The sequence below is a fragment of the Pseudomonas sp. 300 genome (assembly GCF_055803035.1).
This window is the reverse complement of the sequence record NZ_JAVLRV010000002.1, coordinates 53505-78922: the sequence shown is the minus strand read 5'-3', so window position 1 is coordinate 78922 and position 25418 is coordinate 53505. Positions and strand designations below refer to the sequence as shown.

Below are 25418 nucleotides of genomic sequence, written 5' to 3'. Positions count from 1 at the left end.
GCGAGCCTGCTCGCGATAGCAATTATGCAGTCGCCACAGAAACCCCAGGCTCAACCACAGCCACCAAACCATCCTTCATCCGCTTCGCATCCCGCACAAAACACCGCGATGCCAGAAACAGAAACACCATCGTCAGGAACAGCGCCACCGGGATCAGGTACATCGCGTCATGCAGCCCGACCGCCTTGAACGCTTCGGTCATCTGTGCGGCGCCGGCCGCCAGCATTGCCGTGTGCGCGAAGTGATCGGACAAACCGCCCACCACCACCGGTCCCAATCCGCCGCCCAGCAAATACAACCCGGCAAAGAATAACGCCATGGCCGTGGCCCGCAGGCGTGGCTCGACCACGTCCTGAATGGCCGTGTAAACACAGGTGTAGAAGTTGTAGGCAAACAACCAGCCCACACTGAACACCGCGACAAACACTCCGATCTCGATTCGCCCGGCATGCAACGCCCATGCAGTGCACAGCGTCGAAACGATCAGGCTGAACGCCGCAAACAGCAGTCGTCCATTGGCCACCCGCTGGTGAATCTTGTCCGCGACCCAGCCCCCCAATGTCAGGCCGAACAGCCCCGTCACACCGACGATTACACCGGTCGCCACCGCCGCTTCATGCAATGGCATCAGGAAATAGCGTTGCAGCATCGGCACCAGGAAGGAGTTGCAGGCATAGGTCGCAAAGTTGAAGCACAACCCCGCCATCACCAGCCACAGGAAGGTCGGCACCGCCAGCACCCGGCGGATTGGCCGGTCCACGCGCTCCTGCGAGACCTGCACACTTTCCGCTGCGCCACGTTTCGGTTCTTTGATGAAAAACATGAAGACCGCCAGGATCAGCCCCGGCACCGCCGCGATGAAGAACGGCGCGCGCCAGCTATCGAACGCCTTGACCATCCAGCCGATGGTGAAGAACGCCAGCAGCAGGCCCAATGGCAAACCCAGCATGAAAATACCCATCGCGCGCGCGCGGCGGTGGGCCGGGAACAGGTCGCCGATCAACGAGTTGGCGGCCGGTGCGTAACTGGCCTCACCAATGCCGATGCCCATGCGCACAATCAGGAAACTCCAGAAACTGCCCACCAGCCCGTTGACCGCCGTCAGCCCGCTCCAGGCCGCCAGCCCCCACCCCATCAACTTGGCGCGCGAGCCTGTATCGGCCATCCGCCCTAAAGGCAGGCCGGCAATCGCGTAGACGAGGGTGAATGCAGTCCCGATGATCCCCAGTTGAAAATCGCTGAGGTGCCATTCCATGCGGATCGGCTCGATGATGATGGCGGGAATGGTGCGGTCGAAGAAGTTGAACAGATTGGCCAGGAACAGCAGGAACAGAATGCGCCAGGCATTCGCCGCTTGGGTCGAGTTCTGCATGGGTCCGTCTCTTTTATTGTTATTGGGGCTTCACTGCCGACGCATCCGAGCCCGGAACCTGCAATCTAGTCAGGCCCGCCAGAGCTGTCTGTAATTATTCGTAAAGCTGATACCGCCCCATGGAACCCGGCGCTGTGCATGCAACAATTTATGTCTAAACAATCTAAATCTCATTCCAAAAAGGTTGGAGTCAATATGCCACCACCGCTTGCGGCCTTTGTATGAGTTCTATACTGCAAAGCATTCGCCAGCGTGCATGACGCGGCCAGGACAAGACGAGGCGCGCTATGGAGTGGCTTGGTTTGCGTTTTTTTGCCGAGACAGCAAACGGGCAGGTTATCCTCAATTGCACGCATGACCCCTTTCTGGTGCTACTGGCGTACTTGGTCGCCTGCGTAGGCGGCTTCGCCACACTGGACATGGCCGAACGGGTCGGGCATTCGGAAAACCCGGCCTCGCAACGGCTCTGGCGCTGGGTCGGTGCTGCCTGCCTGGCGGGCGGGATCTGGGCCATGCACTTCATCGCCATGCTGGCATTTCAGGCGCCGGTCGAGATTCATTACGAACTGCCTATCACCCTTGTCTCCCTGTTGATTGCCCTGCTCACCTCGTGGCTGGCGATGCACACCCTCAGTCATCCTCGCCTGAGACTTTGGCAGTACGTCCAGGCGGCCATTTGCATCGGCCTGGGCATCGCGACCATGCATTACGTGGGTATGTCGGCGATGCGTACGAATGCGATGACGTATTACCAACCGATGCTGTTCACCCTTTCCATCGTCATCGCCGTTGGCGCCAGCCTCGCGGCGCTGTTGCTGTCGAGCCGCTTGCGTGAAGGCTCTGGCCTGTTCCATCAATGGGTCAAATTCAGCGCCAGCCTGGTGCTCGGGGCGGGCATTGTCAGTATGCATTTCACCGCCATGGCCGCCTTCACCCTGGTGCTGCCGACCGGCAGCCTGTTGACCTTGCCCGGTGACAACAATCACCTGCAACTGGGGCTGACGGTGGCGGTTATCACACTGCTGATCATTGGCAGCAGCATCAGCGCGGCACTCGCGGACAAGAAACTGCAACACAAGGAGCGCGACCTGCAACGGGTCAACACCCTGCTCAGCCAGCTGGACCAGGCGCGCATGTCGCTGCAACACTTGGCGAACTATGACGCCCTGACCAACCTGATCAACCGGCGCGGCTTCAACCAGATTTTCGCCGAGAAGCTACTTCAGAAGACCAATGAAGGCGGCATGCTCGCGGTGATGTTTCTGGACATCGACCACTTCAAGCGGGTCAACGACAGCCTCGGCCATGACGCCGGCGACGAATTGCTCAAAGTCCTGGCCCAACACATCAAGGGCTCGGTACGCAGTCACGACGATGTGGTGGCGCGCTTCGGCGGAGACGAGTTCTGTCTCCTCATCAGCCTGCATGATCGCGACGAAGCCCGGCTCATGGCCCAGCGCATCATGCTGAAGATGAAGGAGCCGATCGAGTTGTCCGGGCGGCGCATGGTCATGACCACCAGCATTGGCATCAGCCTGTTTCCGGACGATGGCACCACCTGCGAGGAACTGCTGAAACACGCCGACCTGGCGCTGTACCAGTCCAAGGGCGGCGGGCGTAACGGCCTGAATTTCTTCAACCCGAACCTGAAAACCCACGCCATGCTGGAGCTGCAACTGGAAGAGGAACTGCGCCATGCCCTGCGTGAAAACACCGGGCTGATCCTGCATTACCAACCGATTTACGATGTGCAAACCGCACAGGTCAGCAAGCTGGAAGCGCTGGTCCGCTGGCAACATCCGATTCACGGGCTGCTGGCACCAGGCCGCTTCATTGCCATCGCCGAGGCCAATGGCCTGATTGCCGAGCTGGACAATTGGGTTCTGCGCAAGGCCTGCGAGGACCTGGGCGAGTTGTCACGTCAGGGCTGTGAAGATCTGCACATCGCCGTCAACTGCTCACCACTGAACCTGGGGCGCGAAGATCTGGCCGATGAAATCGAACACGCGTTACGCACCGCCGGAGTGGCGCCGCAACGACTGGAACTGGAAGTGACCGAGAACGCGCTGATGGGCAACATCGCCCATTCGCTGGTGTTGCTGCGCCAGATTCGCGCCCTCGGCGTGTCGCTGTCGATCGACGATTTCGGCACCGGTTACTCCTCCCTCGCCTACCTCAAGCGCCTGCCGCTCAATACGCTGAAGATCGACCGCTCGTTCATCCAGGATATTCCCAGGGCGACTCAGGACATGGAAATCGTTCAGGCAATTATCATCATGGCCCACACCCTGCATTTGCAGGTGGTCACCGAAGGTGTCGAAACCCTTGAGCAATACGAATTCCTCCAGCGTAACGGCAGCGATTTCGTCCAGGGCTACCTGCTCAGCCACCCGGTACCGCTGGCAGAACTGAGTCCAGTGCTGAGCGCAATCAACCAGCGCAAACACGCACACACGGTCAGTCTGCCAAGTCTGGCTCGCGGTACAGCTGCACCAGCGTCGACGGATCTTTTTCCAGGAATCCCTGGCTACCATGCAACCGCATCAATTGTGCGGCCAATCCGCTGATGGGCGTGGCCGAACCTTGCTCACGGGAAAATTTCACCGCGGTGTCGAGGTCCTTGAGCAGCGTGCGCACATGCCATTTGACCGGTTCGAAGCGGCTTTCGGCCATTTGCGGGGCAAGGATCTGCAACGGTTTTGAATCGGCAAAACCGCCGGCCAGTGCCTGCGCAATCAGGCTGGCCTGCACGCCGGAACGTTCGGCCAACGCGACGACTTCGGCGATGACCAGCGCGTTGCAGGCGACAATCATCTGATTGCAGGCCTTGGTCACCTGCCCCGCCCCGACCGCGCCCATATGAGTGACACGTTGGCCGAGGCTGAGCAGAACAGGTCTGACTCGCTCAAGGTCCGCCGCTTCGCCGCCCACCATGATCGCCAGGCTCCCGGCCTCGGCGCCGACAACACCGCCGGACACCGGAGCGTCCAGCCAACGCACGCCGGTCTGACTGGCCAACTGTGCCGACATTTCCCGCGTCGCGGTGGGTTCCAGGCTGGAAAAATCCACCAGCAACTGACCGCTTTTCCCACCCTCGACAATCCCGCCCGGACCAAACACCACTTCGCGCACCACTGCCGTGTCCGCCAGACACAACATCAATACATCGGCGTGCTGGCACAGCTCGGCAGGCGTGGCGACTTGTCGCGCGCCCGCCTCGACCAGCGGCGCGCATTTGGCCGGGTTGCGATTCCACACCGTCAGCGCAAACCCTGCCGCCAGCAGGCGCTGGCACATCGGCAAGCCCATCAGGCCGATCCCGGCAAAACCCAACGAAGGTAGTGTTGACATCATTTGGCCTTCTTTTTCATTAAAGATCGTCAAATACTGGCCGATTCATCATGACTAAGGAAAGGATTCCCCCGAGTGACGTTCAGGCCCAGTCCCTGACGCTTGGGCCCAATACGCGCTGAAAAAATGACGCGAGAACCCATCCGTGATGGTTTGACGACGCTTTGTCGTCCAGCCAACCAGCCCAGGTACATGGCGCACAATGACTTCTAAAAACAATCCGGCCACTGCGATATCCGATCTGACGCTGAGCCCCGCGGCGAACAGCCCCACGCCATCGAAGCCATTGAGCCCCTCGCGCCCGTTGGCGACTCAGCAATACCTGTATTTCACCGAGACCAACACCGACCGCATCCTCGATAACCTCGATGGCCTGCGCGACATGGTGTTCCCGCGCCCGCCGCACCTGGAAGGCGATAACGAGCAGCACAGCGATCAGGAATTCCCGTCGGTGTGCCTGATCGGCCTCGGTCGCTGCGGCTCGAACATTGCGCTGGACGTCGCGGAGCTGGTGTACAACGCGCGCAAGTTCTACCTCAACGAATTCAACAACGAAGATCGCCTGTCGCCGGACAAACGCTACGCCGAAAAGGGCTACAGCCCGGCCCAGTGGATCCGCAACAACCTGCGCCTGGGGCCGAACAAGGCCACCAAACCGGTGTTCCTGGTCGAGCCGCTGGTCATGCTCGGCGACCTAGACAAAGACATCGCCGGTCGCATCCGTTTCTCGCGCAAGGGCGAAAAAAGCGGCTTCCTGCGCGACTACAGCAAAATGAAAATCATGGACTTGTCGGAAGTCCACGCCGGTGGCGCCGGTAACGCGCCGATCCTCGGTCAGTACCTGGCCAAGATCATCCTGAACAAGGACACCCAGCGGTTCTCCAGCCCGGACTGGAAGATGATTCACTCGTACCTGATCGACAGCTGCGGCATCAAAGCCAACCAGTCGCGCCTGTACTTCTCGATCTTCAGTGCCGGCGGCGGTACCGGTTCGGGCATGGCCTCGGAATTCGGCCTGGCTCAGCAACACTCGTACATGAACAAGACGTTCGACACCAAGCCGATGGACGAGCACGACGGCAAAAGCGGTCATTCCTTCGTCTTCGAACCGATCTTCACCAGCGGCATCTGCGTGCTGCCGAACATTTCCGATCACCGCAGTGAAATGTCCGAGGCGCTGCACATCAACGCCGGTCGCCTGCTGTGCAAATACCTCTCGGAAGAATGGGACTTCTCCTACAACTTCGCCAACGAAGACAGCAGCGAAGCCAGCGTCATGGGCCGTATCCGCCCATGGAACGCGATGATGCTGATCTCCAACGACATCATGCGGTATGCCGAAGAAAGCGATGACGGCAACATCCAGAACATCGATGTCAACGCGATGGAAAAGCACGCCAACCAGTACATCTCACAACAGATCTTCAACATTCTGACGGCGCAGGCGGTTACGACCGACTACGACCAGAACTATTTCCGTCGCGCCGGCATCGACATCGGCGAAACCATTCGCCTCGACGCCAACGACCTGTTCATGAGCCTGGCCGGCCCGGTGGCGATTGCCTACGCCGAGTCGGTAGTCCCGGAAACTCCGCCACCGAGCAGCGACAAGTTCAAGGTGTTCGAGAAAGAGCCACAGCGCTTGAACATCGATGACCTGTTCTTCCGCTCCATCGACCTGCCGCACTTCAACAAAGTGACCCAGGCCATCGAAGGCATCAGCCTGCTGCCAATCGAGTCCAAGCGCTATCGCGCCTCGCTGGAGCAGTACAAGAATTCCGGTTACGACGCGGCCGCGTTGCACGACCTGCACTTCTTCAAGAACTGCTCGTCGGTGGTGTCGATTGTTTCGTTGCCGAAAGACTACAAGCTGTCGTACATGGACCTGAACCGGTTGAAGACCCACCTCAACAGCCTGTTCCCGAACACCACGCTCAAGCGTTATGCGCTGGTGATCGGCGCGTCGGCCAACTTGTCGCTGACCACATTGATCGCCAAGAGCCCGTGCCTGTCGGACGACTTCCTGACGCTGATCGTGGCCTTTATCAAGCGCTGCTTCGCGAAGAACCCGTACCGCTTCGACGACACGCTGGATAACTCGATCCTCGACTTCATCATCAATGAGGAATTCGACGAAGACCTGATCGACGACTTGCTGAACGAGTTCGAAAACCCGGCGAAGATCCTCGATACCAACTGGTATGCAATCAAACCGATGTACGAGAAGAAGTACCGCGAGCTGATCAACGACAAGGACAAGTTTGTCTCGATCAATGACATCCGTCTGTCGCGCGATTGCGTGAAGAAGGCGATCAAGTACCTGCGCGAGATCTATCGTCACCGGATTGGCAAGACCAAGGTTATTTCGCTGAATAACCATACGGGCAAGACGTTTACAGTCTGATTTGACTCCGCGTCGCGGCTGATCGCTGGCAAGCCAGCTCCCACAGGTTTTGTGTCGGTCACAAATGCTGTATTCGACACGGACACTGTGGGAGCTGGCTTGCCAGCGATGACGGCCTCACATTCAGCACAAATTCCAACATCCAGAAACAATTAAGCAGCCCATCGGCTGCTCAATAAACTGTTCCCGTTACGTTTACGTCACCCTCGCCAAGACCCTTCTGTGGCCTTTCTCTACGGCAACATGCCATCACGCTACTCGGCTACACACTTTTGCCCGGCGGACCATTGCACTCATTCGGTGCACAACTTCACTTCGTCGCCCTTTCCTGGATCAAAATCCACGGCGAAACCACCACTGCCCACAGCTCCGGATCGCGTTCAAAAAGATCCAGCGCCCGCGTTTCAGACAGCTTGGCGACCTCGTCGGCGGCCAGCCAGGCAGCCACTTTCTCACCTTCGTCAGTCGCCACGGCCTCCGCCGCCGCGATCAAATCCAGACCGGGATCGACCCACAATAGGGCACCCTTGGCGAAGAAGGGCTCCAGCTCCTTCCAGGTAATAGATGCGGTTTCACCAAGCAGCTTGGCATAGAGGGTGCTAGGTTCTTGAGTCATGGGTCCTGTCCGGAAAAGAAATCGACGTGAATGATAACGTCGGTGGTCTGGCAGAAAAACCCGGATGCAATTGAGTCACTGATCGAAAACTGCAGGAAAGCCAAGGATTGCTGATTTTTCAGCTGAACCCCCCGCCGCAATTCTGTCTTTTTCTTTCAAAAAAGCGACACCCTCAGGTTTTGCCCCCCGGCGCTGCCTTCCCAGGCTGACAATCGGCGCTCTACACTGTACCGGTACAGTTGCCGGGGGCATTTTCCGGAGGATATTCGAAGATATCTGACCCGGTTCTGCTGCTACGGCGCCAGGACTATAAAAACTACAACAGTAAGAGTGGAGCACTATGACTAAGGCTACTAAGCAGATTTCCAAACTGTTTGCCGCTATGGTTCTGGCCGGGGTTGCCAGCCATTCGTTCGCAGCTGACACCATCAAGATCGGCATCGCCGGCCCTAAGACCGGTCCTGTAGCCCAATACGGCGACATGCAGTTCAGTGGCGCCAAAATGGCCATCGAACAGATCAACGCCAAGGGCGGCGTAGACGGCAAGAAACTCGAAGCCGTTGAATACGATGACGCCTGTGATCCAAAACAAGCTGTGGCTGTCGCGAACAAGGTCGTCAACGACGGCGTCAAGTTCGTCGTCGGTCACCTGTGCTCCAGCTCCACTCAACCGGCTTCGGACATCTACGAAGACGAAGGCGTGATCATGATCACCCCGGCTGCCACCAGCCCGGACATCACCAACCGTGGTTACAAAATGGTGTTCCGCACCATCGGTCTGGACAGCGCCCAGGGCCCTGCCGCCGGTAACTACATTGCTGATCACGTGAAACCGAAAATCGTTGCTGTTCTGCACGACAAACAGCAATACGGTGAAGGCATCGCCACCGCCGTTAAGCAAACCCTCGAGAAGAAAGGCACCAAGGTTGCCGTGTTCGAAGGCATCAACGCCGGCGACAAGGACTTCTCCTCGATCATCGCCAAGCTCAAGCAAGCCAACGTCGACTTCGTCTACTATGGCGGCTACCACCCGGAGCTGGGTCTGATCCTGCGTCAAGCACAGGAAAAAGGCCTGAAAGCCAAGTTCATGGGTCCGGAAGGCGTGGGTAACGACTCCATTTCGCAGATCGCCAAGGACGCTTCCGAAGGCCTGCTGGTGACCCTGCCGAAATCTTTCGACCAGGATCCGGCCAACATCGCCCTGGCTGACGCGTTCAAAGCGAAGAAAGAAGACCCAAGCGGTCCGTTCGTATTCCCGGCCTACTCGGCTGTGGAAGTGATCGCCGAAGGTATCAAGGCTGCCAAGTCCGAAGACGCTGCCAAAGTGGCTGCTGCCATCCACGCCGGCACTTTCAAAACCCCGACTGGCGACCTGAGCTTCGACGCCAAGGGCGACCTGAAAGACTTCAAATTTGTGGTTTACGAGTGGCACTTCGGCAAACCTAAAACTGAAGCCAAGCCTCAGTAAGGCGTTGCCTGACTGACTGCCAATAAAGCCCACGGCGTGCCGTGGGCTTTGTTTTACGAACGTATTGGGCCGCGCTGGCGTGATCCGCCAGTCTCCCCACCTGAAAATCTCAAAACCGTCATCAGCGGTTCGCTGGCAAACCTCGCGTTCGAAGTGGATGCAGATCCACGGGGCTCGAGCGGGAAAATGACTCCACCAGTGAAATGCGTATCAGGTTTTTAGGAGCGCAGTAATGCCTGACCTCTATCACTTTTTCCAACAGCTGGTTAATGGTCTGACCATTGGCAGCACGTATGCCCTGATCGCCATCGGCTATACGATGGTTTACGGCATCATTGGAATGATCAACTTCGCCCACGGCGAGGTGTACATGATCGGTTCCTACGTGGCGTTCATCGCCATCGCCGGGCTGACCATGATGGGACTCGACAGTGTTCCGCTGTTGATGACCGCCGCTTTCCTGGCGACCATCGTCGTGACCAGTGCCTACGGCTACAGCATCGAACGGATCGCTTACCGCCCCTTGCGCGGCAGCAACCGTCTGATCCCGCTGATTTCCGCCATCGGCATGTCGATCTTCCTGCAGAACACGGTTCTGCTGGCCCAGGACTCCAAGGACAAATCCATCCCCAACCTGATTCCAGGCAACATTGCCTTCGGGCCAGGTGGCGCACATGAAGTGCTGATTTCCTACATGCAAATCGTGGTGTTCGTGGTGACCCTCGTCGCCATGCTCGGCCTGACGCTGTTCATCTCCCGCTCTCGCCTGGGTCGCGCCTGCCGCGCCTGCGCCGAAGACATCAAGATGGCCAACCTGCTGGGTATCAACACCAACAACATCATCGCCCTGACCTTCGTCATCGGTGCTGCGCTGGCGGCCATCGCGGCCGTGCTGCTGAGCATGCAATACGGCGTGATCAACCCGAACGCCGGTTTCCTCGTCGGCCTCAAGGCCTTCACCGCAGCGGTACTGGGCGGTATTGGCAGCATTCCCGGCGCCATGCTCGGCGGGTTGGTGCTTGGGGTAGCGGAAGCCTTCGGTGCCGATATCTTCGGCGACCAGTACAAGGACGTTGTGGCGTTCGGTCTATTGGTTCTGGTGTTGTTGTTCCGGCCAACCGGCCTGCTGGGCCGTCCGGAGGTTGAGAAAGTATGACTAGGAATCTTAAACAGGCGTTGTTCAGCGCCTTGCTGGTGTGGGCGGTGGCCTACCCGGTACTCGGTCTGAAACTGACCATTGTCGGCATCAACCTCGAAGTCCACGGCACCAGCAATGCCACGCTGATCACCATCGCCGTGTGTTCGGTGCTGATGTTCCTGCGCGTGCTGTTCGATCAACAGATCAGTTCGGCCTGGCGTTCTTCACCCAACATGCCGCTGGTTCCGGCCAAGGCCAGTAACTTCCTGACCCTGCCGAGCACCCAGCGCTGGTTCATCATCGCGTTGATCGCTGGCGCGCTGGTCTGGCCGTTCTTCGGTTCTCGCGGCGCGGTGGATATTGCGACCCTGGTGCTGATCTACGTGATGCTCGGCCTGGGCCTGAACATCGTGGTCGGCCTGGCCGGTCTGCTCGACCTCGGTTACGTAGGCTTTTATGCCGTCGGCGCCTACAGTTATGCGCTGCTGTCGCATTACTACGGTCTGAGCTTCTGGATCTGCCTGCCGATCGCCGGCCTGATGGCGGCCACGTTCGGCTTCCTGCTCGGCTTCCCGGTCTTGCGTCTGCGCGGCGACTACCTGGCGATCGTGACCCTGGGCTTCGGTGAAATCATCCGTCTGTTCCTGCGTAACCTGACCGGTCTCACCGGTGGTCCGAACGGCATCAGCAACATCGAGAAGCCTACGTTCTTCGGCCTGACCTTCGAACGTAAAGCAGCCGAAGGCATGCAGACGTTTCACGAGTACTTCGGCCTGGAATACAACTCGATCAACAAGGTTATTTTCCTCTACCTGGTTGCGCTGTTGCTGGCCCTCGGTGCGCTGTTCGTGATCAACCGTTTGCTGCGCATGCCGATCGGTCGCGCGTGGGAAGCGTTGCGTGAAGACGAAATCGCCTGCCGTGCACTGGGTCTCAATCCTACGGTCATCAAGTTGTCGGCCTTCACCCTGGGCGCCGCCTTCGCCGGTTTCGCCGGCAGCTTCTTCGCTGCACGTCAGGGGTTGGTGACGCCGGAGTCCTTCACCTTCATCGAGTCGGCGATCATTCTCGCCATCGTCGTGTTGGGTGGCATGGGCTCGCAGCTGGGCGTGATCCTCGCGGCCGTGGTAATGATCCTGTTGCCGGAAATGATGCGAGAGTTCAGTGAATACCGCATGTTGATGTTCGGCGCCTTGATGGTGCTGATGATGATTTGGCGACCTCAAGGCCTGCTGCCCATGCAACGTCCTCACATGGAGCTGCGCAAATGAGCCGCGAGATCCTTAAAGTTGAAAATCTGAGCATGCGCTTCGGCGGCTTGCTGGCGGTCAACGGCGTGGCCCTGACCGTGAAGGAAAAGCAGGTGGTTGCGCTGATCGGCCCCAACGGCGCCGGCAAGACCACCGTGTTCAACTGCCTGACCGGTTTCTACAAACCGAGTGGCGGCAGCATCCTGCTGGACGGCGAGCCGATCGAAGGCTTGCCGGGCCACAAGATCGCCCTCAAAGGCGTGGTGCGGACTTTCCAGAACGTGCGTTTGTTCAAGGACATGACCGCGGTCGAGAACCTCTTGATCGCCCAGCACCGTCACCTGAACACCAACTTCCTCTCCGGCCTGTTCAAGACCCCGTCGTTCCGCAAAAGCGAGCGCGAGGCCATGGAGTTCGCCGAGTACTGGCTGGACAAGGTCAACCTCACGCAGTTCGCCAACCGTCCGGCCGGCACCCTGGCGTACGGTCAGCAACGTCGCCTGGAAATCGCTCGCTGCATGATGACCCGTCCGCGGATCCTCATGCTCGACGAACCGGCTGCCGGCCTGAACCCGAAGGAAACCGAGGATCTCAAGGCGCTGATTGGCATGCTGCGTGAAGAGCACAATGTCACCGTGCTGCTGATCGAACACGACATGAAGCTGGTCATGAGCATTTCCGACCACATCGTCGTGATCAACCAGGGCACGCCCCTGGCCAACGGCACGCCGGATCAGATCCGCGACAATCCTGAAGTGATCAAAGCCTACCTGGGGGAAGCGTAAATGCTGCAATTCGAAAACGTTTCCACCTTCTACGGCAAGATCCAGGCGCTGCACAGCGTCAACGTCGAAGTCCGTCAGGGCGAGATCGTGACCCTGATCGGTGCCAACGGCGCTGGCAAGTCGACCCTGCTGATGACCCTTTGCGGTTCGCCGCAAGCCCACAGCGGCAGCATCCGCTACATGGGCGAAGAGCTCGTCGGCCAGAGTTCGTCGCAGATCATGCGTAAAAGCATTGCCGTCGTGCCGGAAGGTCGTCGGGTGTTTGCCCGTCTGACCGTGGAAGAAAACCTCTCCATGGGCGGTTTCTTCACTGAAAAGGGCGATTACCAGGAACAGATGGACAAGGTCCTCGGACTTTTCCCACGCCTGAAAGAGCGCTTCAACCAGCGCGGCGGCACCATGTCCGGCGGCGAACAGCAAATGCTCGCGATCGGCCGTGCGCTGATGAGCAAGCCCAAGCTGTTGCTGCTCGACGAGCCTTCGCTGGGTCTGGCGCCCATCATCATCCAGCAAATCTTCGACATCATCGAACAGTTGCGCAAGGACGGTGTGACGGTGTTCCTGGTCGAGCAGAACGCCAACCAGGCGCTGAAAATCGCTGACCGCGCGTACGTTCTGGAGAACGGCCGCGTGGTGATGCAAGGCACCGGTGAAGCGCTGCTGACCGACCCGAAAGTGCGCGAAGCGTACCTCGGTGGTTAAGCCTTCGTGATAAACAGAAAACGGCCTTCGGGCCGTTTTTTTATGCCTGTACACAATCCCCAGAACAATCAAAATCCCCTGTGGGAGCGAGCCTGCTCGCGATAGCGGTTTCATATTCAGCATTGATGTTGGCTGATACTCCGCTATCGCGAGCAGGCTCGCTCCCACAGGGTTTGTGGTCGTGTCAGTTAAAGCCGATCCAGCGCCTCCCCACTGCGCTTGAACCAGCCAATCAAATAATCCGCCAACACCTGCGTGCGCTTGGGCAACCCACCCTGATACGGATGCACCAGGTACATCGGCATGCGACGCGTCTGATAATCGCGCAGGAGCCAGCGCAAACGGCCGTCAGCCAATTCCGTTTGCAGTAGGTAGGACGGCAGACGCGCAATACCGGCCCCCGCCAGTGCGGCTTTTTTTAGCAGGCTGTAGTGATTGCTGGCGAACGGTCCCGATACGCGAACCCGCAACAACTCGTGTTGCTGGTGATACAGCCATTCTTCGCGACCGCTGTAGTGGCTGTTGAGTAAACAGCGGTGTTCCGCGAGTGCATGCGGTGTCAATGGTTCGCCGTATTGCTCAAGGTAGGCCGGGCTGGCGCAGGTCATCTCGTGCCAGGCCAACAGCGGTCGCGCCACCAGACGCTCGTCATTGCCGACGTCGGAGCGCACCGCCAGATCGAAACCGTCGCGGGACAAATCACGGTAATTGTTGCTGAGGTCGAGTTCGATTTGCACCTGCGGGTACTTGTGGGAAAACTCCAGCAACAACCCATCGAAGAACGTTTCTCCCAGGGATACCGGAACCGTCATACGCACCGGCCCTGCCATATCGTCTTTCAATCGCGCCAATGCCTGACGCGCCCGTTCCACTTGCACCACCAAAGCCTGGGCTTGCGGCAACAGCGCAGCGCCTGCCGCTGTCAGGCTCAAGCGGCGGGTGGTGCGTTGCAGCAGCACCACCGAAAACCGCGTCTCCAACAGGCTGATGCGCTTGGACAACTGGCCTTTGCTGCAACCCAGTTGCTGCGCCGCCAAGGTGAAACTGCCCGCTTCGATCAACACCGCAAACGCCGCCAGGTCATCCATCTCGCTCATGGATTGTTTCCATTTGAAAACCAAAGGTTGCCTATTAGCGCGCTTATCCGCAGAAAAAACCACTCTAGACTGAAGCCACTTTCAAACACATGAGGATAAACAGCATGAAAATTCTTTTGATTGGCGCTGGCGGCACCATCGGTTCGGCGATCGACAAGGAATTGTCCGAGCGTCACGAGATCATCCGCATCGGTCGCAACAGCGGCGATTTGCAGGTGGATATCAGCGACAGCGCCTCGATTCGCAAACTGTTCGAACAGACCGGCAAGTTCGACGCGCTGGTCTGCGCCGCGGGCAACGTGACCTTCGCACCGCTGGGCGAAATGACCGAAGACAGTTTCGCCCTGGGCCTGAAAGACAAGCTGATGGGCCAGGTCAATCTGCTGCTGATCGGCCGCGAATTCGCCAATGACGGTGCGTCGTTCACCTTCACCACCGGCGTGCTCAGCCACGACCCGATTCGCAGCGGTGCGTCGGCAGCACTGGTTAACGGTGCTATCGACAGTTTCGTGCGTGCCGCCGCGATCGAACTGCCGCGCGGCCTGCGGGTGAACTCGGTAAGCCCGAACGTGCTGCTCGAAGCCATGGGCAAATACGCGCCGTACTTCCGCGGCTACAAACCGGTTCCGGCCGTCGATGTGGCACTGGCCTACGCCAAAAGCGTCGAAGGCCTGCAAACCGGTCAGACCTTTCATGTGGGCTGAGCCCTTGTGATGAACGGTCAGGCTGAGTAACGTGGCGGCACTTGTCTGGAGAGCCAAAGATGCGTGTTGCCCGTTCCTTAGTCCTTGTTGCCCTGCTTCCGCTGTTCGCCGCCTGCCAGTTGCTCGATGGCCCGCGTGAAAGTGCTTCCCACGTGGGCCAGACCCGAATGCAGGGTCAATTGACGGCGGCCGACGGCAAGCTGTTGTTCCAGCCATGCAATGAACAGCGCAGTTTCGTGGTCAACGACACCGGCGGCACCAGCGTCCTGCAAGAGGCCGCGAGCCTGGCCGATGCCCAGGGCAAGCTGTTCGCCGACGTGCGTGGCCGGATCGAGGGCAGCCGCCTGGACCTTGCGCAGTTGTACCGCGTCGAACGCTCGGGCACCGCGTGCGACGATCCGAATTTCAAACTGCTGATCCTGCGCGCCGCCGGCCATGGTCCGGAGTGGAACGTGAAAGTCAGTGGCAAAGGCATGGTCATCGACCGTGCGGGTCAACCACCCCTGGCCTTGCCTTACGTTGAAGAGCAACTGGGTGATGGCCGCTTCAACCTCAGCACCGAAGCCAACAACCAGCGCATCGAACTGTGGGTCGCGCCGCAACGTTGCGTCGACAGCAGCACCGGCAGTGTTCAGCACATGAGCGCCGAATTGCGCATCGATGGCCAGGTTCAACGTGGCTGCGGGTATTTCGGCGGATCGCGCGACGACTGATCGTTTAAGCCTCACGGGACTCGGCTTTTGGGGCTTATAATCGCCGCCTTCAAACGCCTTGGCGCAGTTGTGCGCCCCGCGAACCGGATCCCGTCATGTTACGAATCACTGAACTCAAGCTGCCGATCGACCATCCCGAAGAAGACCTGCGCCCTGCCATCGTGCAGCGCCTGGGCATCGCCAGTGATGACCTGCTCGATTTCACCTTGTTCAAGCGCAGCTACGATGCGCGCAAAAAATCCTCCGAACTGTGCTTCATCTACACCATCGACCTCACGGCGAAGGATGAGGCGGCGTTGCTGCACACGTTCGCCGACGACCGAAACGTCAACGTGGCGCCGGATGTCAGCTACAAAGTGGTCGGCCAGGCGCCGGCTGATCTGCAGCAACGCCCGGTCGTGGTCGGTTTCGGTCCGTGCGGGATTTTCGCCGGGCTGCTGCTGGCACAGATGGGCTTCAAGCCGATCATCCTCGAGCGCGGCACCGAAGTGCGCCAGCGCACCAAGGACACTTGGGGCCTGTGGCGCAAAAGCGTGCTCAACCCCGAGTCCAACGTGCAATTTGGTGAGGGCGGCGCGGGGACATTCTCCGATGGCAAGCTCTACAGCCAGATCAAGGACCCGAAATTCATCGGTCGCAAAGTCCTGCATGAATTCGTCAAAGCGGGCGCGCCGGAAGAAATCCTCTACGTCAGCAAACCGCACATCGGTACGTTCCGTCTGACCGGCGTTGTGGAAAACATGCGTGAGCAGATTCGCGCACTCGGCGGCGAAGTACGCTTCCAGCAGCGCGTCACCGACGTGTTGATCGAGGACGGCCAACTGGTCGGTGTCGAGCTCAACGGCGGCGAACAGATCCATTCGAAACACGTGATTCTGGCCCTCGGCCACAGCGCCCGCGACACCTTCCGCATGCTCCACGGTCGTGGCGTATTCATGGAAGCCAAGCCGTTCTCGGTGGGTTTCCGCATCGAACACCCGCAGTCGTTGATCGACCGCGCGCGCCTCGGCAAGTATGCCGGCCACCCGAAACTGGGTGCCGCCGACTACAAACTGGTGCACCACGCCAAGAACGGTCGCTCGGTCTACAGCTTCTGCATGTGCCCGGGCGGCACGGTGGTAGCGGCCACCTCCGAGCCGGGCCGCGTGGTCACCAACGGCATGAGCCAGTACTCGCGGAACGAGCGTAACGCCAACTCCGGAATCGTCGTCGGCATCACCCCGGAAGTCGATTATCCGGGCGGCCCACTGGCCGGTATCGAGTTGCAGGAACGCCTGGAATCCCACGCCTTTGTGCTGGGCGGCAGCAACTACGAAGCGCCGGCGCAACTTGTTGGCGATTTCATTGCTGGCAAACCGTCCACCGAGCTGGGCAGCGTTGAACCGTCCTACAAACCTGGTGTTGCCCTGGGTGATCTGGCGCTGGCCTTGCCGGCGTTCGCCATTGAGGCGATTCGCGAAGCCTTGCCGGCGTTCGAGAAGCAGATTCGTGGCTACTCGCTGCATGATGCGGTGTTGACCGGGATCGAAACGCGTACATCGTCGCCGCTGCGGATTACCCGTAACGAGTCGATGCAGAGTTTGAACGTGAAGGGCTTGTTCCCGGCGGGTGAAGGCGCGGGTTATGCGGGCGGGATTCTGTCGGCAGGGGTGGACGGGATTCGCATTGCCGAAGCCGTCGCTCGCGACATCCTCGGCCTCGAAGCCTGACGGGCAATTTCTGAAACAATGCAGAACCCTGTGGGAGCGGGCTTGCCCGCGATGGCGGTGGATCAGTCAACATCTCCGTTGAATTTGAATCCGTCATCGCGGGCAAGCCCGGCTCCCACAAGGATTTCAGCGTCTGAACGATCTAGATATTGGCGCGCAGCACGGTCGCCGGCAATGGCTCACCCCGCTCGACACTCGCCGCCACGCTATCCATCAACCCACTCAACTCATACCCTTGAGCCTTGAGCCAAGCCTGATCGTAATAACTCGTCTCATATCGCTCGCCGCCATCGCACAGAATCGCCACGATCGACCCCGCTTCCCCTGCTGCCACCATCTGTTGGGCCGCCATCAACGCGCCGATCAGATTCGTCCCGCTCGACCCGCCCACACGCCGTCCCAAGCGTTGCGCCAGGTAGTGCATGGCAGCCAGTGACAGAGCGTCCGGCACCTTGACCATCGCATCAATCACCTTCGGGAGGAACGATGCCTCGACCCGTGGCCGACCGATGCCTTCGATCCGCGAACCGTGATCCAGGCGCAGGCTGGCATCGCCAGTCAGGTAGTAATCGAAAAACACCGAACGCTCGGCATCGGCACACAGCACGCGGGTGCAATGCTGGCGATAACGCACGTAACGGCCGAGGGTCGCGGTGGTGCCGCCGGTGCCTGGGCTGGAAATCAGCCAGCTCGGCTCGGGGTGCTGCTCGAAGCGCATCTGATGGAAGATCGATTCGGCAATGTTGTTGTTCGCCCGCCAGTCGGTGGCGCGCTCGGCGTAGGTGAACTGATCGATGAAGTGCCCGTCGTGCTCGCGCGCCAGGCGCTCGGATTCGGCGTAGATCTGCGTCGGGTCGTCAACCAGATGGCTCTTGCCACCGTAGAACTCGATTTGCGCGATCTTCTCTTTGGAGGTGCTGGCCGGCATCACCGCAATAAACGGCAGGCCCAGCAAACGGGCGAAGTACGCCTCGGAAATCGCCGTCGAACCGCTGGACGCCTCGATCACCGGCGCACCGGGTTTGAGCCAGCCGTTACACAACGCATAGAGGAACAACGAACGCGCCAGGCGATGTTTCAGGCTGCCCGTGGGGTGGCTCGACTCATCCTTGAAATACAACTCGATGCCCGGCAACCCCGGCAGCGGCAAAGGAATCAGGTGGGTGTCGGCGCTGCGCTGGAAATCCGCCTCGATGATCCGGATGGCTTCCCGGGCCCACTGTCGGTTGTCGCTCATGATGGTTTTCTCGTTGAGTCGGCCTTGTCACAAGGCTCAGCCCACAAGCTTAGGAAAAATCCGACATCCCGCACAGATACAGCTGAGGTTCAATACGTCCGACAACTGCTAGGCTCAGGTCCGTGCCGACCTTTCGCGCTGTAACGGCATATAACAAAAAAGAATATAACTTTTGTTTTAACAACTAACGGTACGGGTTAGGGTGTGCCACCTTTTTGATTATTCGATGGAGAGCGACCTTGCCTCTGCGTAGCACTTTCACGCGTTTCTTTCAGTTGGAAGCTGCCAGCGGTCTGTTACTGATCGCCGCAGCAGCCCTGGCTTTGATCATCAACAACTCCCCGCTGTCGTGGCTCTACAGCAGCTTTCTGGACACCCCTGTGGTGGCTCAGGTCGGCGCGCTGCAAATCGCCAAACCGGCACTGCTGTGGATCAACGACGGCCTGATGGCCTTGTTCTTCCTGCTGATCGGCCTGGAAGTGAAGCGCGAAGTCCTCGACGGTCAACTGTCGAAGCCTTCACAAGTGGTCCTGCCCGGTGCCGCGGCGATTGGCGGCATGGTCGTGCCGGCGCTGGTCTACTGGTTCTTCAACCGTGACAATCCGGCTGCGCTCGCCGGCTGGGCCATCCCGATGGCCACCGACATCGCCTTCGCCCTCGGCGTCCTGGCCCTGCTGGGCAAACGCGTGCCGGTGTCGCTGAAGCTGTTCCTGATGACCCTGGCAATCATCGACGACCTCGGCGCCATCATCGTCATCGCGATCTTCTATTCTGGCACCCTGTCGACCCTGTCCCTGGCGCTCGCGGCGGCCTGCATCGTGGCGCTGATCGCGATGAACCGGCTCGGCGTGGTCAAGCTCGGGCCGTACATGATCATCGGTTTGATCCTGTGGGTGTGCGTGCTCAAGAGTGGTGTCCACGCCACGCTGGCCGGCGTAACCCTGGCCTTCTGCATCCCGCTGCGCACGAAAAACGCCGAACCGTCGCCGCTGCTGACGCTGGAACACGCACTGCACCCGTGGGTGGCCTACGGCATCCTGCCGCTATTTGCCTTCGCCAACGCCGGCCTGTCCCTGAGCGGCGTGACCGTCGAAAGCTTCACCCATCACGTACCGATGGGTATCGCGGTCGGCCTGCTGCTGGGCAAGACGCTTGGCGTGTTCGGCCTGACCTGGCTGGCCGTGAAAATCGGCATCGCCGCCCTGCCCCAAGGCGCCAATTGGGGCCAGGTGCTGGGCGTGGCAATCCTCTGCGGGATTGGTTTCACCATGAGTTTGTTTGTCGGTTCCCTGGCGTTTGTGCCGGGCGCCAGTGAGTACGCCGGGATGGACCGGATGGGGATTTTGACCGGTTCGATACTGGCAGCGTTGATTGGCTATGCGGTGACGGCGGCGGCGAGTCGCAAGAGTATTGCCGGGCAAAACGCATAACAGGGAAGCTTGCCCCTTTATCCCCACTTATAACCATCGGGCAGCCCTGTCAAAGGGCTGCCAACGGATGAAAAGTATGGGGAAAACAACTCAATTACAGATCCTCCAAGCGCTGGAAAGTCCAGCCTGGCGGAAACTGTTGGTCACGCCAAACCAGCTTCCTGATAAACGCTGACTTCCCCCTGAGAACCTCTGACTTTTCCAAGAGAGTGGACGGGGGAGGGAATGTTGAAATCGACAATTTAATTAGAATTCGGTCCCTATCACTAATTGGATAGTTTGCAACAAACTCTCCTCGCTCATTCGCAACCGTAATAGTGTGTGAGGATCTCGCACTCGAAGATCTAGCGTTGTTATAGGCGACTTCTTTTAATCGTATCTGTAAATGGGGGACGTCTCGAACGCTAATCCCATGAGGAAATGGCGTGGGAGCAATTGGCTCTGTGAGCAACCCGGCTTGTTCTAAAATCCGATGTGGCTCCCCAACCTGAGTAACGGAAGACTTTGGCATTGAAACCGGCGGCCCCTTCGATTTTATTTTAAAGCCTAAGGCTCTAAGCGGTTTCTTCAAAAATCCCCAAACATGTCCCGTACGATCCTCGCGATTCACTGGATCGCCCGAGCAATAGGCGTATGCATTCATCCCACCCTCGCCAAACGGGCTCAAACTATCCGGGCTATTGAACCGCATCAAGACCGGGTTGAACCCCCGGTAGCCATTGCCCAGTAAATAGTGTCCGGTCACCGGGTCCGGCTTTTCACCGGTAAAACCCGGCAATCCCGGCAACCCGCCATCCAACAGTCGGTGGCCATACGGGGAGTAGGCGAACGAATTCGATTGCCGCTTTGCGCCAAGTGCATTCAACGCCGAGCGCTGTTGATCGGTGGCAAGCAAAGTGGCACCGACTGCTCCGTTGTAACGCGCAAGTTGCCCCAGCAACTGATCCTGGTACTGGAAGATTGACCACTGCAATTGGCCTTCAACCTCCGTGACCAAGCGATTCTCCAGATAGAATCGCTGAACGCCTTGGGCGACCGACAGTGTGCATGTGGTTAAGCGATCCAATGGATCGTACTGATAGCGGCAGAGCAACGTTGCACGTTTTGGCGGCATGATTCACCCCGCTAACCATCCGTTGTAGTTGTTCGACTATTACGCGATTCACCGAAGCTGCCTACTAACAGAACTGATAGCGCGGCATTAATCGGTTATGCGGTGACGAAGGCCGCGAGTCGCAAGCGCACCGCGCGGCCATCTTGAGTGATAGAGAACACGCTTAACGACATTCAGGATCCGTCCTGCAGCCACGATTTGCCAGGTTCGGGGCCGGGCGGCGTTCCGTTTTTCCAAGTGACCCGCTGCAAAAGCGGAACTGTCAGCAGCCGTAACCGCAGAAACGGATATGCACCCGATCAAATCGGCGTTTCTGTATTCCTTCGAAACGCCATGAAGAACCAAATAAAAACCCCGACCAGTCACCTGATCGGGGTTTTCCTTGTTACCACTCCGCTTAGTGCGAAACGCGGCTCGTACCATCAACAGTAGCAATCCGCACCCGCTCGCCCACACGGAACACTTCATTTTCCTGAACCTGCTGCACGTAGGCGCGCATGCTGCCGTCGTCTTCGCGAACGGTGATTTCCACACCTTGAGTGCGGGTCAGGCCTTCTTCGGTGGCCGAACCCAGCAGGCCGCCGGCAACGGCGCCGATGACCGCTGCGACGATGCTGCCGCGACCGCCGCCGATGGCGCTACCACCAACGCCGCCCACCGCTGCACCGGCGAGGCCGCCGATCGGGGTTTTGGTGCCTTCGATTTTCACCGGACGCAGGGATTCGATGGTGCCCATGCGAACGGTCTGCACACGACGCGCTTCGTCACGGGAATAGGAGTCACCGGTCAAGCTCGATTGGCAGCCAGTGAGCAACATCGCCATGGTAGAAAAGGAAGCAACCAGCAGAACAGACTTACGCATAGCATCAACTCCAAAGGACAGGTAGCCATTAAACTCCGCAGCTTGACGCGTGTCACGACGTTGCCCGGATAATATTGGTTTGATTCAGGCCCGGTACAGGGGCCTCTTCACACTCAACACACAGTAGCGACAAATACGAGATCTGCGCCACTGGCCCAAGGATTTTCATGGATTACTTCATCATTGTCGTCACCACTGTCGCCGGCCTGTACTTCCACGGGTGGTTGTACGTACGGATCAAACGCTGGATGGACCGCGATCTGGCGTTAGCTCTGGCGGGAAGCGATGAGCACAAAAAAGCCTACATGCTCCAGCAACTGGCGAACGCTCAAGCGCAGAAGATCAAGCGTCGGGACCTGCAACAGTGGCTTGAGGCCGCTGCGGCAGGCTATCCCGGTCGGTAGACTGCTTAGGGTGCCAGACGTTCAAGAATCCAGTCGGCGTCCTGCGAGCGGTAGTTGAGGCGATCGTGCAGGCGGCTCGAACGGCCCTGCCAGAATTCGATGCGCTCAGGTAACAGGCGATAACCGCCCCAATGCTCAGGGCAATGAGGCTGTGTATCGCTGAAACGTTGCTCGGTGTTCTTGAGCAGCGCTTCCAGTTCGGCGCGATCGGCGATCACGCGGCTTTGCGGTGAAGCCCAGGCACCGAGACGGCTGCCCAATGGCCGGACCTGAAAATAGGCGTCGGACTCTTCAGGCGTGACCTTCACCACCCGACCTTCGATACGCACCTGGCGCTCCAGAGCCGGCCAGAAAAAGGTCATGGCCGCGAACGGATTCGCGGCCAGATGCTGACCCTTGGCGCTGTCATAGTTGGTGAAAAACGTGAAGCCCTGCGCGTCCAGCCCCTTGAGCAGCAGAATGCGGCAATGCGGTCGACCGTCCTGATCGACGGTCGCCAGGGTCATGGCGTTAGCCTCCACCGGCGCCTGCTCGGTTTTCACCGCGTCGGCAAACCACTGATGGAACAGCGCGAACGGCTCGGTCGGGGCTTGTGCCTCGGTCAGGCCATCTCGGGTGTAGTCGCGACGCATATCAGCCAGGCCCTGGGTCATGGCGCATTCCTTTTGGTTAACGAATCACTTTTTCACAGCATCGGCGGCAGCGACTTTCTTGTCAGCTGTTGCGGCTTTGGCCGGCGCGGTCTTCTTGGCCGGCGTCGCAGTTTTGGCCGGGGCCTTCTTGGCGGCGGCTTTCTTGGCCGGCGCTTTTTTCGCGGCAGGCACATTGGCTTTCTTGGCGGCAGGTGCAGGCGTGACCGGCTTGGCCACTGGCTTGACGTCCTGCGCTGCAACCATTTTTACCGGCGCCGGGGCTGGCATGTTGTATTTGCTCAGCAGCGCGACCATGGTGTTTTGCGGAGTCACCAACAGTTCAACGCGACGGTTCAAGGCACGGCCTTCATTGCTGTCGTTCGCTGCACGCGGGGCTTCGCCGCCCATGCCGCGCAGCATCAGGCGATCACGCTGCAAACCGCTGAGACGGAAAATCGCCGCCACGGCTTGTGCGCGTTCCTGACTCAGTTTCACGTTGGCCGGTGCGGCGCCCGAGGTATCGCTGTGGCCCAAGACCAGCACGGCAGTCTTCGGATCGACTTCGAGGATTTTCGCCACGCGAGTGAACGGCCCCAGGGTTACCGGCAGCAACATGGCCGGACGGTCGGGGTTGAACGAGCCTTCTACCGGCGCGGTCACCACCAACACATTTTCACGACGCTCGAGTTGCAGGTTGCTGTCCTTGATCGCGGTGCGCAGGCGCGGTTCGTAATCGTCGAGCCAGGCCTGAGTGACTTTAGGGTCCGGCATCGGCACGACTTTGGCCGTGCTCTGCTCTTTGCCGCCAAACGGCCACCACCACTTGCCACCAGCCTCGGCTTCAGCCTTGGCCACTTCGACCGGTTTGGCTTCAGGTTTTACCTCTGGCTTCTTGTCCAGAACCTCCTCGAAACCGAACGGCCAGTACCAAGGGTTGGAGCTTTCAGCCTTGGCCACCGGGGCCGCAGCGACTGGTTTCACAGGTGCTGGTGCCGGCGCCGGCTCTTTTGCCGCGACTTTGTCGGAGGACCCGAACGGCCACCAGCTGCTGCCATCCGAATCATTTTGTGGAGTCTGCGCACAACCGGTAACAGCGACACACAGGGCCAAAGCGAGGGTGGTTTTATTGAATGACATTGGATATCCACAAAAATGAAGTCATAAAAAATCAGGCCGGCATGACCCGGATAAATAGACGCTTGGAAAACATAAAGGCCTTCGGGTTCCGGCCCTGGAACCCGTAAGCGCGTTTTACAGACAAGTGGCCAGTACCCGTGCGAGCTTTTGCGCGCGCGGATCCATCAAGACGTAAGGCCCTAGTGTATTTGTCACAAAACCGAAGGCGACATCGTGCTCCGGGTCAGCAAAACCGATGGAACCGCCCGCCCCCGGATGGCCGAAAGCACGTGGGCCGAGGCCGTAAGTGGCGTTGGGGACGTCCGGTTGATCGAGCATGCAACCCAGCCCGAAACGGGTCCGGGTCAGTAAAGTCTTGTCCTCGCCGAGGCTGTGTTCGCGGGTGAGCTCCTCGAGCATCTCGCTTTCCAGCAGGCTGCCGTCGAGCAGACCGGCATAGAACCCGGCCAGGCTGCGGGCATTGCCGTGGCCATTGGCCGCAGGTTGTTGCATGCGCCGCCACTCGGGTTTGTTGGTGCTGGTCAGGACCGACGGCGGGTTGGTGAAGGCCCGCGTGGTCATGGCCGTCGGTTCGCGCATCGTCACTTGCAGCAGGCGCTGGGCGGCAGCATCGCCGACGTTGCCCTTGCCGCGGGCGATGTGCGCCACTCGATGGAATTCTTCATCCGCCAGACCGACGTGAAAGTCCAGGCCCAACGGTTTGGCGACCCGGGCCACGATGGACTCGCCCGGCCCACGTCCGTCGGCACGGCGCAGTAACTCACCGACCAGCCAGCCATAGGTGATCGCGGCATAACCGTGACCAGTGCCCGGCGTCCACCAAGGCGATTCGGCGGCCAGTGCATCGACCATGGTTTGCCAGTCGTAAAGCGCTTCCGGGGCCAGCAACTCACGCAACGCCGGCAGGCCGGCCTGATGGCAGAGCAGTTGACGCAGAGTGACGGACTCCTTGCCGGCGGCGGCGAATTCAGGCCAGTAGCGGGCCACCGGTGCATCCAGTTGCAGCTTGCCTTCGGCGACCAGTTGCAGGGCAGTGACGGCGGTGAAGGTCTTGGTGCAGGAAAACAGGTTGGCGATGGTGTCGCTGTGCCAAGCCTCAAGGCCATCCTTGTCGGCGGTACCGGACCAAAGGTCGACAACGGTTTCGCCGCCGATCTGGATGCACAGCGCGGCGCCACGTTCCTGGGGATCGTCGAACAACGCCGCGAACGCCTCGCGAACCGCTTCGAACTTAAGCTCGTAATGACCCTGAATCTGCACCCGCTACTCCCTCGGACAAAGCTCTACAAAGTG

22 protein-coding genes are annotated in these 25418 nt (G+C 59.4%); 12 read left to right on the top strand and 10 right to left on the bottom strand.

Translation table 11 applies throughout. The features are described 5' to 3' along the window. Nucleotides 1-22: 22 nt before the first annotated feature. Nucleotides 23-1372: a spinster family MFS transporter gene (locus Q7W83_RS06430; RefSeq protein ID WP_150639884.1), complete on the bottom strand. Its 1350-nt coding sequence runs from the start codon at nt 1370-1372 to the stop codon at nt 23-25. Between the two features lie 287 nt (nt 1373-1659). Here Q7W83_RS06430 and Q7W83_RS06425 point away from each other — a divergent pair, with 287 nt between their 5' ends. Then, nucleotides 1660-3939, top strand: coding sequence for a putative bifunctional diguanylate cyclase/phosphodiesterase (locus tag Q7W83_RS06425; protein ID WP_473655808.1), 2280 nt, complete (start codon nt 1660-1662; stop codon nt 3937-3939). Here the strand turns inward: Q7W83_RS06425 and Q7W83_RS06420 are convergent. After that, the gene (locus tag Q7W83_RS06420) at nt 3830-4726 is read right to left on the bottom strand and encodes an NAD(P)-dependent oxidoreductase (RefSeq protein ID WP_150630988.1); all 897 of its coding nucleotides are present in this window, start codon (nt 4724-4726) and stop codon (nt 3830-3832) included. The genes Q7W83_RS06425 and Q7W83_RS06420 overlap by 110 nt on opposite strands. 199 nt (nt 4727-4925) lie before the next feature. On the opposite strand from Q7W83_RS06420, the gene Q7W83_RS06415 reads away from it, so the two are divergent. Next, nucleotides 4926-7127, top strand: a complete 2202-nt coding sequence (locus Q7W83_RS06415; protein WP_150630989.1) for a hypothetical protein — start codon at nt 4926-4928, stop codon at nt 7125-7127. Between the two features lie 310 nt (nt 7128-7437). On the opposite strand, the gene Q7W83_RS06410 is transcribed toward Q7W83_RS06415, so the two are convergent. Then, nucleotides 7438-7743, bottom strand: coding sequence for a DUF2288 domain-containing protein (locus Q7W83_RS06410; RefSeq protein WP_084321763.1), 306 nt, complete (start codon nt 7741-7743; stop codon nt 7438-7440). A gap of 340 nt (nt 7744-8083) precedes the next feature. Between Q7W83_RS06410 and Q7W83_RS06405 the strand changes: the two genes are divergently transcribed. From Q7W83_RS06405 to Q7W83_RS06385, 5 genes are all read left to right on the top strand, one after another. Next, a complete protein-coding gene (locus tag Q7W83_RS06405) occupies nt 8084-9211 on the top strand; it encodes a branched-chain amino acid ABC transporter substrate-binding protein (RefSeq protein ID WP_150630990.1) in 1128 nt (375 codons plus the stop codon). A 232-nt stretch (nt 9212-9443) separates the two neighbouring features. Next, the gene (livH, locus tag Q7W83_RS06400; protein ID WP_150630991.1) at nt 9444-10367 is read left to right on the top strand and encodes a high-affinity branched-chain amino acid ABC transporter permease LivH; all 924 of its coding nucleotides are present in this window, start codon (nt 9444-9446) and stop codon (nt 10365-10367) included. Continuing rightward, the gene (locus Q7W83_RS06395; RefSeq protein WP_150630992.1) at nt 10364-11620 is read left to right on the top strand and encodes a high-affinity branched-chain amino acid ABC transporter permease LivM; all 1257 of its coding nucleotides are present in this window, start codon (nt 10364-10366) and stop codon (nt 11618-11620) included. Before livH ends, Q7W83_RS06395 begins: the two co-directional genes overlap by 4 nt. Then, nucleotides 11617-12384, top strand: a complete 768-nt coding sequence (livG, locus tag Q7W83_RS06390; RefSeq protein WP_150630993.1) for a high-affinity branched-chain amino acid ABC transporter ATP-binding protein LivG — start codon at nt 11617-11619, stop codon at nt 12382-12384. The genes Q7W83_RS06395 and livG overlap by 4 nt, the downstream gene beginning before the upstream one ends. Next, nucleotides 12385-13086, top strand: coding sequence for an ABC transporter ATP-binding protein (locus tag Q7W83_RS06385; protein WP_008034381.1), 702 nt, complete (start codon nt 12385-12387; stop codon nt 13084-13086). Between the two features lie 188 nt (nt 13087-13274). On the opposite strand, the gene Q7W83_RS06380 is transcribed toward Q7W83_RS06385, so the two are convergent. Beyond that, on the bottom strand, nt 13275-14183 hold the full coding sequence (locus tag Q7W83_RS06380; protein ID WP_150630994.1) for a LysR family transcriptional regulator: 909 nt from the start codon (nt 14181-14183) through the stop codon (nt 13275-13277). A 104-nt stretch (nt 14184-14287) separates the two neighbouring features. On the opposite strand from Q7W83_RS06380, the gene Q7W83_RS06375 reads away from it, so the two are divergent. The 3 genes from Q7W83_RS06375 to Q7W83_RS06365 all read left to right on the top strand — a co-directional run bounded on the left by Q7W83_RS06375 (nt 14288) and on the right by Q7W83_RS06365 (nt 17309). Beyond that, nucleotides 14288-14887 carry a short chain dehydrogenase gene (locus Q7W83_RS06375; RefSeq protein ID WP_150630995.1) on the top strand — a complete coding sequence of 200 codons (600 nt, stop codon included), beginning with the start codon at nt 14288-14290 and terminating at the stop codon, nt 14885-14887. 59 nt (nt 14888-14946) lie between these two features. Next, nucleotides 14947-15600 carry a COG3650 family protein gene (locus Q7W83_RS06370; RefSeq protein WP_150630996.1) on the top strand — a complete coding sequence of 218 codons (654 nt, stop codon included), beginning with the start codon at nt 14947-14949 and terminating at the stop codon, nt 15598-15600. 95 nt (nt 15601-15695) lie between these two features. After that, nucleotides 15696-17309, top strand: a complete 1614-nt coding sequence (locus Q7W83_RS06365; protein WP_150653725.1) for an NAD(P)/FAD-dependent oxidoreductase — start codon at nt 15696-15698, stop codon at nt 17307-17309. 142 nt (nt 17310-17451) lie between these two features. Here the strand turns inward: Q7W83_RS06365 and Q7W83_RS06360 are convergent, their stop codons facing one another. Beyond that, complete coding sequence (locus tag Q7W83_RS06360) at nt 17452-18549, bottom strand: PLP-dependent cysteine synthase family protein (RefSeq protein ID WP_191623664.1); 1098 nt, start codon at nt 18547-18549, stop codon at nt 17452-17454. 236 nt (nt 18550-18785) lie between these two features. Between Q7W83_RS06360 and nhaA the strand changes: the two genes are divergently transcribed. Beyond that, a complete protein-coding gene (nhaA, locus tag Q7W83_RS06355) occupies nt 18786-19976 on the top strand; it encodes a Na+/H+ antiporter NhaA (RefSeq protein WP_150630999.1) in 1191 nt (396 codons plus the stop codon). A 94-nt stretch (nt 19977-20070) separates the two neighbouring features. On the opposite strand, the gene Q7W83_RS06350 is transcribed toward nhaA, so the two are convergent. Then, nucleotides 20071-21090, bottom strand: coding sequence for an RHS repeat-associated core domain-containing protein (locus Q7W83_RS06350; protein WP_473655807.1), 1020 nt, complete (start codon nt 21088-21090; stop codon nt 20071-20073). Between the two features lie 397 nt (nt 21091-21487). Next, entirely contained in the window at nt 21488-21952 is a 465-nt protein-coding gene (locus tag Q7W83_RS06345) for an outer membrane lipoprotein (RefSeq protein ID WP_150631001.1), read from the bottom strand. Between the two features lie 167 nt (nt 21953-22119). Here Q7W83_RS06345 and Q7W83_RS06340 point away from each other — a divergent pair, with 167 nt between their 5' ends. After that, on the top strand, nt 22120-22356 hold the full coding sequence (locus Q7W83_RS06340; protein ID WP_150631002.1) for a hypothetical protein: 237 nt from the start codon (nt 22120-22122) through the stop codon (nt 22354-22356). Nucleotides 22357-22361: 5 nt separating this feature from the next. On the opposite strand, the gene pdxH is transcribed toward Q7W83_RS06340, so the two are convergent. The 3 genes from pdxH to Q7W83_RS06325 form a co-directional block, all read right to left on the bottom strand. Beyond that, a complete protein-coding gene (pdxH, locus tag Q7W83_RS06335; protein ID WP_473655806.1) occupies nt 22362-23009 on the bottom strand; it encodes a pyridoxamine 5'-phosphate oxidase in 648 nt (215 codons plus the stop codon). Between the two features lie 24 nt (nt 23010-23033). Further along, nucleotides 23034-24125 (bottom strand): OmpA family protein, encoded by a 1092-nt coding sequence (locus Q7W83_RS06330; protein WP_473655805.1) that lies wholly within the window; start codon nt 24123-24125, stop codon nt 23034-23036. A gap of 114 nt (nt 24126-24239) precedes the next feature. Beyond that, on the bottom strand, nt 24240-25385 hold the full coding sequence (locus Q7W83_RS06325; protein ID WP_150631005.1) for a serine hydrolase domain-containing protein: 1146 nt from the start codon (nt 25383-25385) through the stop codon (nt 24240-24242). Nucleotides 25386-25418: the final 33 nt, after the last annotated feature.